Below are 12,466 nucleotides of genomic sequence, written 5' to 3'. Positions count from 1 at the left end.
CCCGGCGTGATGCCGGGGGCTGTTGTCGTATGCGGATCCGGATGACGTCCAGGGCCGACATCGGCTGTCACCGAAGCGAAGCGTCATGAGCTACCAGGGAACTGGGGCATTCTGCCGTGCCCGTCCCTGCGACCCTCGGTCGCTCCTCGGGCACCGCCCGCCTGCCCGTCGATGCCCCCCGGTACGCCACCGGGGGGCATAGACGTTCCGTCCTGGTGGTGCCACCACCAGGACCGGCACGCCCTCCCGGACGTCCCGGTCCGCCCGCAGACTGCCGGTATGACGATCAAGCACCTTGCCGCCGCGGCCCTCGCTGCCGCGGCCCTCCTCGCCGGGACGGCGACCGGTGCGACCGGCGCGAGCCCGCCTCCTGCCTCCGCGACGCCCGCGGCCGCGCCCGTACCCCGGCAGATCACCGGATACGCGCCCGCCCTCCACCCGGAGGGCATCGCGTGGGACCCGACCCGCCGCGCGTTCCTCGTGTCGTCGGTGCGGCACGGCACCGTCTCCGTCGTACGGCCCGACGGGCGCACCACCGCACTCGTCAGCGACCCGCGCGTCGTCTCGACGTACGGGTTGCACGTGGACGCCGTACGCGGCCGGATCCTCGTCGCGTACGCCGATCTCGGTGTCGCGGAGAGGTCGGAGCCGGGCACCGTGCACCGCGTCGGCGGGCTCGGCGTCTACGACCTGCGCACCGGACGGCCGTTGCACCTGGTGGACCTCACCCGGCTCTCGCCGGGACAGGAGCGGTTCGCGGTCAACGACGTGGCCGTCGGAGCCGACGGAACCGCCTACGTCTCGGACGTGACCGGTGACGCGATCTACCGGGTCGACCGGCGCGGCCGGGCCTCCGTACTGGTCAGGGACGCCGCGCTGACCGACGGTCACGGCACCGGTGTCAACGGCCTGGTCGTCCACCCCGACGGCCACCTGCTCGCCGTCAACTACGGCGACGGGCGCCTGTTCCGCGTCCCGCTGCGCGACCCCGGCCGCTTCACCGAGGTCGCCCTGCCCGCGCCGCTGCACGGCGGTGACGGACTCGCCCTGCGTCCCGACGGCGCCCTGGTCGCGGTCACCAACGACCTGGCCAACCCCCGCGGGACGGACGCGGTCCACGTACTGCGCTCGCGCGACCGCTGGCGCTCCGCGGCGGCGGTCGTCAGCCGGCCGTGGCCGGTGCGCGGGCCGTCGACGGCCGCCCACACCCCGTACGGCGTCCATGTGCTCAGCGGACGGCTGGAGATCGTGTTCGGACCGGACGGCCGCACCGCCGACGACTTCGTCGTCCGCCGCCTCTGACCGCCCGGTCCGGCCGGATTCAGTTGCCGGTGACGGTGACCTTCTCGTCGTTCTGGATCTGCTTCACCAGCTGCTGCACCTTGGCCTTGTCCCAGACCAGGTTGCCGCCGCGGCTGCCGTTGATCGGGATGTTCATGGACGTGCCGTCGCCGCCGCTGATGCCCTTCATCGCGAAGAACATCTCACCGAGGTCGAACAGCGACATGTCCTTGTCCACGACGAGCGTGTCCAGGCCGGCGCCCATCGTCGGGTACAGCTTGAAGGGGTTCAGGATGGTGCCGGGCGTGGCCGCCTGGCTCGCCAGCGCCGACAGGAACTTCTGCTGGTTCTTCGTCCGCGCCAGGTCCGACTCCGCGAAGGCGTACCGGGTGCGGACGAAGGCCAGCGCCTGCTCGCCGTTGAGGGTCTGCTTGCCCGCCTGGAAGTCGGCGCCGGACTTCTTGTCCTTGAAGCCCTTCTCGATGTTCATCTCGACACCGCCGAGAGCGTCCACGATGTTCGCGAAGCCGGCGAAGCCGATCTCCGCGTAGTGGTCGATGCGCAGCCCGGTGTTGTGCTCGACCGTGCGGACCAGCAGCTCCGGCCCGTCCTCCGCGTACGCAGCGTTCAGCTTCACCCGGCGGCCCTGCGCCGGGAACGTCTTGCCGGACTCCGACCCCACGAACTTGGGGATCTCCACGTCCGAGTCGCGCGGCAGGGAGATCATGGTGTTCCCGCTGGAGCAGGCCGCCAGGATCATCATCGAGTCGGTGCGCTTGCCCTCGGCGGAGCCGGTGTGCAGCTTCTTCTTCTCCTCGGCCGACATGCCCTCACGGCTGTCGGAGCCGACGATCAGGTACGTGGTGCAGTCGCCCTCCTGCGGGCGGTCGATCACCTTGGCGAGGTCGACCTCGCGGCGCATCTTGCCGTCGGCCCAGAAGTACGTGCCGATGGTGGTGCCGAGCACCGCCACCAGGAGCACGATCGAGCCGACCTTGATCCGGCGGCGCCAGTCCGGCGCGGGGCCCGGAGCCGTGGCCGGGCTGCCGCCCGGTACGCGCGGGCCGCCGCGCTGCGGTGCGCCGTAGACCTGGCCTGTGTTGTAGCCGCTGTCGTACGCCGCGGCGTCGTCGTACCCCTGCGTCTGCTGCCGGGGGACCGGACGCCGTACGTGCGGCATCGACCGTACGCCCTCGGGCTGGGCATCGGCGCTGCCGCGGCCGTAACGGGCATTGCGGTCGTCGGACCATCCTTCAGGCCAGTCATTCATGCGGACCAGTGTGCAGCCCGCCCCCGCGCGCCTCACAGGGTGGGTGGGATATCGGGTCAGGGCTGTAGCGAAGCTGATGCAATGAAGCCGTAACGAGGTGGGGCATAGGGTGGAGGGCATGACAGATCAGGCCTCACCGGTGGGTCTCCAGCCGTCCCGGCTGGAGGGAAAGCCCACGTCGGCGTCCCGGACGACCCTCAGCCACATCATGACCGGCAGCGACACGAACCTCCTCGGCACCGTGCACGGCGGCGTGATCATGAAGTTGGTGGACGACGCGGCCGGAGCCGTCGCGGGCCGCCACTCCGGCGGCCCCGCGGTCACCGCGTCCATGGACGAGATGGTGTTCCTGGAGCCGGTCAGGGTGGGTGACCTCGTCCATGTGAAGGCACAGGTCAACTGGACCGGACGGTCCTCCATGGAGGTCGGCGTCCGCGTCCTGGCCGAGCGCTGGAACGAGTCCACCCCCGCCACCCAGGTCGGCTCGGCGTACCTCGTCTTCGCGGCGGTCGACGCGGACGGCAAGCCTCGCCCCGTACCGCCGGTCATACCGGAGACCGAGCGGGACCAGCGCCGCTACCAGGAGGCCCAGATCCGCCGCACGCACCGCCTGGCCCGCCGCCGCGCGATCAAGGAGCTGCGCGAGAAGCGCGCCGCGGAGGGCATGGAGGACTGAGCAGGCCGTATCCGCGCGATGTCACCGCGTGCCCGACGTGGCGTACGTCACGCCGGCCAGGAGATGGCGCGGCCACCGGCCGACCAACGTCCGCGCGACCGGCGCCTACGGCGGCTACGACTTCGCCGTGCCGGGCGTCGCCGGCACCTGACCCCGCCGCTACGTGCAGGCCACCTGGTCGCCGGTGACCACGCCGAACTTGCCCTGGTGCGCGTCCTCGGCCCGCACCGGCACCACGCCCGTGAAGTTCTCGCCCGAAGTCACCTTCAGCGTCGCGCCCTGGCGCGGGACGGGCCGCAGTTCCGCGCCCGGCAGCGCGGTGGCCAGGGACCGCGCCGAACGGTCCCAGCGCGGGTCGAACCAGATGATGGTGCGGGTCACGTCGCGCCGCGCCCAGTTCTGCGGCGTCCCGGACGTGCGGAAGCCGGTGGCCCGCAGCGCCGCGTCGACCCGGGCGCCCAGGCCGCGCACCCGGGTGCCGTTGTAGACCTGCACCCGGATCTGCTGGGGCGAGACCTCCACGAGCTTCTTGCGCGAGGTGCTGCGCGGCACGTACGGGGCCAGCGGCTTGTCCTCGCGCAGCGCCCGGAACAGCTTCTTCGACTTCACCGGGTCCCACCTCACCGTCGAGCCGAGCCCCTTCACCGGGAAGCTCGCATTGGTGACGGGCACGGAGGTGAACTCGGACGACGCCGCCTTGAAGCCCCGCATGGCCTTCGCCAGCGCCAGCATCTCCTGCGTGCGGAACCCCTCGTCGGCCCGTACGGAGCTGAGCACCGAGCTGAGGACCTCCTGGAACCTGACCGGGTTCAGCAGCACGCCCTCGCTGGTCGCCCGGTCGATGAGCGCGGCCATGAAGCGCTGCTGGCGCTGCATCCGGCCCAGGTCGGCCGCCCCGTCGACATGGCGGGAGCGGACGTACTGCAGCGCCTGCCCGCCGTTCATCTCGTGCGTCCCGGCGGTCAGGGCGAGACCGGTGTAGGCGTCCTTGATCGGCTTGGCGGTGCAGATCCTGACCCCGCCGACCGCGTCCACGGTCCGCATGAAGCTGGTGAAGTCCACCTCCAGGTAGTGGTCGACCTTGACGCCGGTCATGTGTTCCACGGTCCGCACCGTCAGCTGGGGGCCGCCCTCCGCGTACGCCGCGTTCAGCTTCACCGGGTGCTTGGAGTGGTGCTTGCCGGCCGGATCGGTGTGCTCGGGGATCTCCGCGTACGAGTCGCGGGGGAGCGACACCATGCTGGCCCGCTTCCGGTCGGCGGAGATGTGCACCAGCATGATCGTGTCGGTGCAGCGGCAGCCCGCGCCGCCGAGCCGGTACCGCTGCTTCTCCGCGGGGGTGATCCGGTCCCGGCCGTCGGTGCCGACGAGCAGGATGTTGGTGCCGTGACCGGCCTCGGGCCGGTTCTTCATGTCGCGGAAGGGGTCCACCCGGCCGATCCCGGTGTCCAGGCTGGTCACCACCGCGTGCCCGATGCCGCCCGCGCACAGCACCAGCACGGACAGCGTCGTCACCGCACGCATCCCCCACCGCGGCCGCACACCACCGCGCGCCGCCGGCCGCCGGCCCGGTTCGGGCTCCCGGTGGCCCTGCTGGGGGCCCGGCCGTCTCGGGCGCCCGGGCGCGGGCGGCCTGGGGCGGACGGGGCGGCGGGGCGGCGTGGGCACGAAGGACACCTCCGTGGGCGCAAGGGGATCATGAGCACAGTAGGCCCATACGATCAGCGGCCGCCCGCATCGCCCGGGCGGCGCGCACCGGTGTCCCCCGTTCGCGGTAACGTGGCGGGCGATACCGCTGTCCTCCGGGGGGCGACCCCCGGCCCCCGGGGCCGCCGTCCTCGGGGGGACGATCCCGTACCCCCGAGGAACCATGCCCCTGCCTCCCGTCTCCGTGATCATGCCGGTCCTCAACGAGGAGCGGCACCTGCGCGCCTCGGTCCGTCACATTCTCGAGCAGGAGTACGACGGCGAGATGGAGGTGGTGATTGCCCTCGGCCCGTCCACGGACCGTACGGACGAGATCGCCGCCGAGCTCGTGGGGGAGGACCCGCGCGTCCACACCGTGCCCAACCCCACGGGCCGTACGCCCGCGGCCCTCAACGCCGCCATCAAGGCGTCCCGTCACCCGATCGTGGTGCGCGTCGACGGGCACGGCATGCTCTCGCCGAACTACATCGCGACCGCCGTCCGGCTCCTGGAGGAGACCGGCGCGCAGAACGTCGGCGGCATCATGCACGCCGAGGGCGAGAACGACTGGGAGCACGCGGTCGCCGCCGCCATGACGTCGAGGATCGGCGTCGGCAACGCCGCCTTCCACACCGGCGGCGAGGCCGGCCCCGCGGAGACCGTCTACCTGGGTGTCTTCCGGCGTGAGGCCCTCGAGCAGCAGGGCGGGTACAACGAGGAGTTCATCCGCGCCCAGGACTGGGAGCTGAACTTCCGCATCCGCGAGGCGGGCGGCCTCATCTGGTTCTCGCCCGAGCTGAAGGTCCAGTACCGGCCGCGGCCCTCGGTCCGCGCGCTGGCGAAGCAGTACAAGGACTACGGCCGCTGGCGCCACGTCGTCGCCCGCTACCACCAGGGCTCCATCAACCTCCGCTACCTCGCCCCGCCGACCGCCGTCTGCGCCATCGCGGCGGGCATCGTGGTCGGCGCGACGCTCACGCCGCTCGGCTTCGTCGTCCCCGGCGGCTACCTCGCGGCCATCGTCGCGGGCTCCGTCCCGGCGGGCCGCGGCCTGCCGTGGAAGGCCCGCGTCCGGATCCCCGTGGCCCTGGCGACGATGCACATGTCGTGGGGGTACGGCTTCCTCACCAGCCCCCGCTCCCTGGCGAAGAAGGTCATCGCGAGCCGCCGGCCCGCGGTGCTCTCCACCACGGCCTGACGGCGGTACGGGAAGGGCCCCGGGGCGACCACGCCCCGGGGCCCTGCTGTCCGCGCCCGCCTACCAGGTGAAGTTCGGGTCCACCGGCATGCACGCCTTGGTGTCGTCCGCGCGGAGCGCGTTCGCCGACTCCGGCGTCTTGCCGTCCTTCCTGGCCGCCGCCTTCGGATAGGCGTCGCCCTCCCGCCAGTCGGCGCCCACGACGACGGTGATGCGCGTGACGGCGGCGGACTTCTTCACCGACGAGACCGGGATGCCGAGCGCCTTGGCGACCGCCTGCGCGTCCCCCTCCAGCTCCGTCCCCGGGTACTGCACGACCGTCTTCGCCTGCGCGTTGGACGCCGAGTCGGCCACCGTCCTGGTCCAGCCCTTGCCCGACAGCACCCCGGCGATCGCCGTCGCGCGTCCCCCCACCGACCCCGACTGGGCGGTGTAGGTGCCGTTCTGCACCATCACCTCCGTCTCGGCGGCGGGCGCCACCGGGTCCTTGGACGCGGCGGCCGGCTTCCGCTTGGACGCCTTGCCGTCCAGCGGGACGTCCTCGCGGATCATCTCGAAGAGCTGCTCGGCCTCGCCCGGCTTGGGCTCGACCTTGCCCAGGCGCCGGGTGGAGTAGACGTTGGGCATCGTCGTCATGGTGATGCGCGCGGTCGGGACGCTCTTGAGCTCCTCGGCCAGGTCGTACAGCTTCGAGATGGTGCCGAGCCCCTCGTCCACGGTCAGCGCATCGGTCGCGGCCTCCGCGAGCTTGCGCAGCTTGTTGGGGTCGGTGAGCTTCGTGTTGGCGCGCAGCTCCCGGACCATCGAGTTCATGTACATGTGCTGGGCGCGGGCCCGGTACAGGTCGCTGCCGTCGCCGAAGCCGTACCGCGTGCGCAGCCACTGGAGGGCCTGCTCACCCTTGACCGGGTGCGTGCCCTTCGGGAGCTTGAGACCCGAACCCTCGCCGGTCCTGGTGCGGGAGTGGATGTTCTTGTCCACGCAGACGGGTACGCCGCCGACGGCGTCGGCCATCGACACCACACCGGCGAAGTCGATCATCATGAAGTGGTCGATGGTGATGCCGGTCAGCTCGTACCAGGTGGCGACCGTGCAGCCCGGGCCGCCCCGGCCCAGCGACTCGTTGGTCTGGGCGAACCGGCGTTCCGCGTACACCTTGCCGGTCCCCGGGTCCTTGCACTCCGGGATCTTCAGCATGGTGTCGCGCGGCATGCTCACCACGGAGACGTTGCTGCGGTCGGCGGAGAGGTGGATGAGCATCTGCACGTCCGCCAGGGCCACGCCGTTGAAGGTCTCCTTGGCACCGCCCAGCGCCTGGTTCTCCTTGGAGTCCCGGGCGTCGGAGCCGATGAGGAGGATGTTCAGCGGGGTCTGGCCGGCGGCGTTGGCCTTGTGCTCCGGCATCCTGTTCTTGCCGAGGTTGAGCTCGTCCTTCTTTATGTTGTCGTTGAGGTGCTGGTAGTACAGGTAACCGGCGCCGGCCGTCCCCAGTATCAGCAGCGACAGCACGGAGGCGACCCAGCGCAGGACGCGCCGTCTGTCCTTCCTGCCGTGCCGTGCGGCCTGTGCGCCCGCGGGGCCGTCGGGGCCTCCGGCATCGCCGCGCCGGCGACCGCTGCCGCCGTCGGAACCGGCTGCCGCCCCCGGCTCCGGGGTCTCCCCGGCCCGCCGCGTCCCCTGCGCCGGCACGGTGCCGGCGGCCGCGGTCCGGCTCTTGCGGCCGCTGCCGCCTTCCGCGGGGCCGTCCCCCTCGGCACCGTCCTCCCCGTAGAGGCTGTCGTCCCAGCCCAGATCACGGGCTTGCGGTGCGCGGTCCTGCGTCCCCTCCCCGCGCACGCTCCTCTGTCCCACCCCAGGTTCCCCCCGTCGCTCAGGTACGCGTCACTGCGCGCATACCTGCTTGTCCGCCTCTACCTTCTCCACGTCCGGCGCCTTCACCGGACCGGTGAGCGGAACTCCGGCCCCCTTGAAGTCCCCGCCGAGCGTCAGCACCATCGCCTGGAGCCCCTCGGCGTCCGTGGTCCCCTGCTTCAGCGCCGTCGCGGGCAGACCCATCAAGTCCGCGAGCTTGCGGGCCTGGTCGGCCTGGTTCGGCGCGAACTCCAGTGTCGTCTTGGCGATCTTCTCCGGTGCGTTGCTCTTGTTCGACGACTTGAGCACGCCCTGTTCGTTCTGCAGCCAGTCGAGGGTCTTCTGCGCGGCGCCGGTCTGGCCGCTGCCGTTGTAGACGTCGACGCGTACGTCGGACGCCTTCGCCCGGGGGCCCTTGAGGAGTGCGGCCTGCTTGCTCTTGGCCTCCTTCTCCTTCTTCTTCACCTCGGTGAAGGAGACGTCGTTCTGCACCATGCGGAAGACGTCGGGGGCCTTGGTCTCGTCGAGGACCACGGTCGCCTTGACCGTCTCCCTCGGGTTGTCGACCACCGGGACCGTCATGAAGGAGATGTTCTTGAGGTTGATCCCGCCGAGTTCCTTGGCGAGGGCCGTCAGCGCCGGGATGTCGCCGATGCCCTTGTCCACGGTGAGCGCCTTGGTCGCCGCGTCCGCGAGGTCCAGCATCTTCGTCGGGCTGCCGAGGGTGTCCTCCTTCATCGTCCGGATCATCGACGCGACGAACTGCTGCTGCATCTTGATCCGGTCGAGGTCGCTCTCGTTGCCCAGCCCGTGCCGGTTGCGCAGGAACGCCAGCGCCTGCTCGCCCTGGAGGACGTGCTCACCGGCCGGCAGGTCCAGCTGGGAGTAGTCCGGGTCCTTGATGGGCTCCTTCAGACAGACCTTCACACCGCCGATCGCGGTGGTGAGCGTCTTCACCGCGTTGAAGTCGGCCATCATGAAGTGGTCGATCGGGATGCCGGTGATCTGCTTGACGGTCCGCATGGTGCAGCCCGGGTCACGGCCGTTCACGCCGAAGCTCTCGTTGAACTTCTTGTACGGCGAGCCGGGGATCACCTTGGTCGAGCCGTCCGGCTGCTTCGTGGGGCAGTCCGGGATGTCGATCATCAAGTCGCGGGGGATGCTTATCGCCGTCGCGTTCGTACGGTCCTCGGAGACGTGGAAGAGGAACGTCGTGTCGGCGTGCCCGGTGGTGTTCTGCCGGTCGCCGTAGCTCTCGTTGCCCTCGCCGGTGCGGACGTCGGAGCCGATGAGCAGGATGTTGATGGGCCCGTCCTTGAGGGACCCGCCGTTGGCCGCGTCACCGACGTCCACCGTGTTGAGGTTGCCGTTGAGACGGTCGTAGATGAGGTACGCGCCCACCGAGGCGCCGACCACGACGACGCCCATGACGCCCGCCGTCCACAACAGCGCCTTCTTCTTCCGGGACTTCTTCTGCTTGCGCTTGCGGCGGCCACCGCCGACGTCCGCCGCTTCCGCACCGCGCCGCCCGCGCTGGCCGGGGACGGAGCGACCGGGGGCGGCCGTCGTGCGTGACCTGCGGGAAGTGGCGGAGGAGGAGGCACTGCGCGGCGGAGTCACCTTGGCTTGCTGTGCGGATTCGTCCAGTCGCAGTTCGTAGTTGCCGGTGTCCGGGTTGAGTACCCACTGGTCTGCGGGGTCGATGTCGTCCACCCGCCCACGGCTCTGCGCATCCACGGTTGCTTGAGTCCTCCGTCGGTGCCACTCGAGGCGCCCCTCCCCCCGGAAAGGAGACGCTCGGTTCGAAAATCCGGCGGTGCACGACCTCGCGGCCGGACCGACCGGATCGCGTCACACTATCCGCTCAGTTCAGCGCCGGGCGACGCCCGTGACAAATTCCACGCCCCTTACAACCGGGCAATCCGCCCAATCGTCATAGACCGCCGTTCGACCCACCAGCAGTTTTGCCCTGCCTCTTGCCTTCTCTTTGCCCGCAGGTGCCGGCGGCCGCGTTGGTGCCCGCGAAGGTCGGGGTCGCGGACGGGCTCGACGACTCGTCCTCGTCCGACTTCCCGCGACCGGGCCGTTTGTCGCCGGAGACGACCACGACCGGCGCGTCGGCGCGCAACCGTTTGAAGAGGCTGTCGGCCTTCGGCTGGACGAGCATGTCCCGGTTGGGGTCCCCGGTGTACGGCTGCCGGGGCACCGTGAGGAACTGCACTTTTTCGGTCGGTACGCTCCGCAGGGCGCGTGCCAGGTCGTACAGGTCCTTGAGCGAGTCGAGACCCGGGTCGGTGGTGATCGACTTCGTGGCGGCGTCCAGGACCGGGTAGAGCCGGGCCGGGTTGAGCAGGACACCGTTGCTCTGGACCTTGTTGACCAGCGCGCCGAGGAACTGCTGCTGGCGGTCCATGCGTTCGGTGTCACTGCCGTTGCCGAGCGACTTGCGCGCCCGTACGTAGCCGAGGGCCTGCTCACCCCGGAGCGTCTGGGCGCCGCGTTTGAGCCTCACCTGCGCGTCCGGGTCGTCGATCGGCTCGGCGACGCAGACGCGGACTCCGCCGACGGCGTCCACCATGTCCTTGAAGCCCCGGAAGTCGATCACCATGTGGTGGTCGATGCGGATCCGGGTCATCTTCTCGACGGTCCGGATGGTGCAGGCGGTGCCACCGAGCTGGTACGCCGCGTTGAACTGGGTGAACTGCGGCCGGGTGCGGACCCCGTTCCGCCCCCGGCAGCTCGGGACCTCCACCATCAGGTCCCGCGGCAGCGAAACGGCGGTGACACTGCGCCCGTTGGCGGCGATGTGCAGCAGGATCGTGGTGTCGGAACGCTGTTCGCCCTTGTCGCGGCCGTACTTGGCGTTGTCCCCGGCGCGGGTGTCCGACCCGATGAGCAGGATGTTCCGTGCCCCGCGCACCAGCGAGGACGGCCGCTCCTTCTCGTACCGCGCCAGCTCGTCGGCGGCGGTCGTGTCGGTGGTGATGTTGCTGTCGAGCTTCCGGTACAGCCACCACCCGCCTCCCGCGGCCACGAGCACCAGGACCGAGGCCCCGAGCGCCCCCCAGCGCAGCCACCGCCGTGCGCGGCCGCCCGGGGGATACGGGTCCCCCGGCGCCCCGGCCGGTGGCACGCCACCTGGTGGCGGGGGACCGCCCGCGGGGCCGTGCGCGAGGGCCGGGCCGTCGTGGCCGTCCGGTCCGGCGGCCCGGTCATCCGGTCCGGCAGCCCTGTCCGGTCCGGCGGTCCGGTCATCCGGTCCGGCGGCCCCGTCATCCGGTCCGGCGGTTCTGCCGGGTCCGGCGCCCCCGGCCCAGGCGCCCCGCGGAGGCGTCGCCTTCCCGCCGGAAGTCGAGGTGCCGCCGCCCCCCGCGCCGCCGCCCTGCCGCGCGGCGGGCGGCCGCTTCTTCCTGCGCTTCTTCGACGGGGCGGCGGCACGCCGTGGCTCGGACCCGGCCCCGGAGGGCGGCTCGGCGGGCGTACCAGCGCTGTCCGTCACGTCGTAGTCCGTCCTTCGGGCCGTCGGGCCGGGTCGGTCGCGGGGGCTCTGGGACGATCATCCATCGGAGTCGCGCCCGGGACCCCGGGGACCCGGCACGCCCTGCGCCGGACGGGTGGACTTAGCGGCGTGCCGTACGCGGCGCCCGGCCGCTCACACCGCGCGGTCGGTGATGCGCTCGCTCTCGACCCGCTTCTCCAGGGCCTCCGCCGGCAGCCGGCCGAGGTTCCGGCACAGCACGACCGACGCGCCCGCCGCGAGCGGTGCGTACAACCCCGCCGACAGGCCCTCCCACGTGTCGTACCCGAGCCCGGACAGTATCCGCGACCCCTCCCGCAGCCCGATCCGCCGCGCGTCCGCCTGCGCGCGCTCCACGATGTCGCTGCCGGTCAGCTCCGCCCCGGCGACGGTCAGCGCGGGCGCGTCCGCGTCGACGGGCGCGTACGGACGGAAGACGTCGCCCTGGGTCGGGACCTCGACGGCGTAGTCGTCATAGCCCTCCGGCGGCGCCGGGAAGCGGCGGCCCAGCGGGGCCAGGGAGAGCGCGAGCCGGTCGCCGCGGCAGGCCCGCCCCTCGTCGAGCCGGTCGGGTCCCGCCACCACGTGGTCGGCCACCGCGGGGTCGCCGCCCAGGTCGGCGACCACGCCCACCGACGAGCAGGCGAGCAGCCAGACCGCGGTCTGCCAGTGCGCGGGCAGCAGCAGCGCGACGCGCTCACCGGGCTCCACGGAGAGCCCGTCCTGCAGCAGGTTCGATGTCTTGGCCACCCAATTGGCGAAGGTGGCGACGGACAATTCGACGCGCTCACCGGTGGCGTCGTCGTAGTACGTGACCAAGGGGCGTGCCGGGTCCGCGGCGAGCGCGGATCGCAGCAGGTCGGCGGGGGTACGGTCGCTGGCGTTCACCCGCGCAAGGGTACGCGCGCGCCCCGCCCGCAGGGGGCCGTCCCGGTGACGCCGTCCACCGTCCGGACCGATGGACCGTCAGTTTCCGGCCGGACGCCC

Annotated in this window: 10 protein-coding genes; 4 read left to right on the top strand and 6 right to left on the bottom strand. The window is 71.7% G+C overall.

Features of this window, described 5'->3' with window-relative positions; genetic code table 11:
* The first annotated feature begins 279 nt into the window (after positions 1 to 279).
* Entirely contained in the window at positions 280 to 1,302 is a 1,023-nt protein-coding gene (locus IH00_RS0100685; protein ID WP_063835282.1) for an SMP-30/gluconolactonase/LRE family protein, read from the top strand.
* A gap of 19 nt (positions 1,303 to 1,321) precedes the next feature.
* On the opposite strand, the gene IH00_RS0100680 is transcribed toward IH00_RS0100685, so the two are convergent.
* A complete protein-coding gene (locus tag IH00_RS0100680; RefSeq protein WP_199819667.1) occupies positions 1,322 to 2,551 on the bottom strand; it encodes an LCP family protein in 1,230 nt (409 codons plus the stop codon).
* A 118-nt stretch (positions 2,552 to 2,669) separates the two neighbouring features.
* Between IH00_RS0100680 and IH00_RS0100675 the strand changes: the two genes are divergently transcribed.
* Positions 2,670 to 3,227, top strand: coding sequence for an acyl-CoA thioesterase (locus tag IH00_RS0100675; RefSeq protein ID WP_031068347.1), 558 nt, complete (start codon positions 2,670 to 2,672; stop codon positions 3,225 to 3,227).
* Between the two features lie 28 nt (positions 3,228 to 3,255).
* A complete protein-coding gene (locus IH00_RS44945) occupies positions 3,256 to 3,378 on the top strand; it encodes a hypothetical protein (RefSeq protein ID WP_267882531.1) in 123 nt (40 codons plus the stop codon).
* An 8-nt stretch (positions 3,379 to 3,386) separates the two neighbouring features.
* Here the strand turns inward: IH00_RS44945 and IH00_RS0100665 are convergent, their stop codons facing one another.
* Positions 3,387 to 4,751 carry an LCP family protein gene (locus IH00_RS0100665; protein ID WP_031068346.1) on the bottom strand — a complete coding sequence of 455 codons (1,365 nt, stop codon included), beginning with the start codon at positions 4,749 to 4,751 and terminating at the stop codon, positions 3,387 to 3,389.
* A 346-nt stretch (positions 4,752 to 5,097) separates the two neighbouring features.
* Between IH00_RS0100665 and IH00_RS0100660 the strand changes: the two genes are divergently transcribed.
* Positions 5,098 to 6,111, top strand: a complete 1,014-nt coding sequence (locus IH00_RS0100660) for a glycosyltransferase family 2 protein (protein ID WP_031068344.1) — start codon at positions 5,098 to 5,100, stop codon at positions 6,109 to 6,111.
* 60 nt (positions 6,112 to 6,171) lie between these two features.
* Here IH00_RS0100660 and IH00_RS0100655 read toward each other — a convergent pair whose 3' ends face one another.
* From IH00_RS0100655 to IH00_RS0100640, 4 genes are all read right to left on the bottom strand, one after another.
* The gene (locus IH00_RS0100655; RefSeq protein ID WP_078887478.1) at positions 6,172 to 7,962 is read right to left on the bottom strand and encodes an LCP family protein; all 1,791 of its coding nucleotides are present in this window, start codon (positions 7,960 to 7,962) and stop codon (positions 6,172 to 6,174) included.
* A 30-nt stretch (positions 7,963 to 7,992) separates the two neighbouring features.
* Entirely contained in the window at positions 7,993 to 9,699 is a 1,707-nt protein-coding gene (locus IH00_RS0100650) for an LCP family protein (protein ID WP_031068340.1), read from the bottom strand.
* A gap of 196 nt (positions 9,700 to 9,895) precedes the next feature.
* Positions 9,896 to 11,461, bottom strand: coding sequence for an LCP family protein (locus tag IH00_RS0100645; protein WP_052411099.1), 1,566 nt, complete (start codon positions 11,459 to 11,461; stop codon positions 9,896 to 9,898).
* A 153-nt stretch (positions 11,462 to 11,614) separates the two neighbouring features.
* Positions 11,615 to 12,367 carry a TIGR03089 family protein gene (locus IH00_RS0100640; RefSeq protein WP_031068336.1) on the bottom strand — a complete coding sequence of 251 codons (753 nt, stop codon included), beginning with the start codon at positions 12,365 to 12,367 and terminating at the stop codon, positions 11,615 to 11,617.
* Positions 12,368 to 12,466: the final 99 nt, after the last annotated feature.

The sequence above is a fragment of the Streptomyces sp. NRRL S-118 genome, assembly GCF_000716335.1.
Classification (GTDB): domain Bacteria; phylum Actinomycetota; class Actinomycetes; order Streptomycetales; family Streptomycetaceae; genus Streptomyces.
The sequence above is the reverse complement of the archived record's forward strand: the minus strand, read 5'-3'. Positions and strand labels throughout refer to the sequence as shown.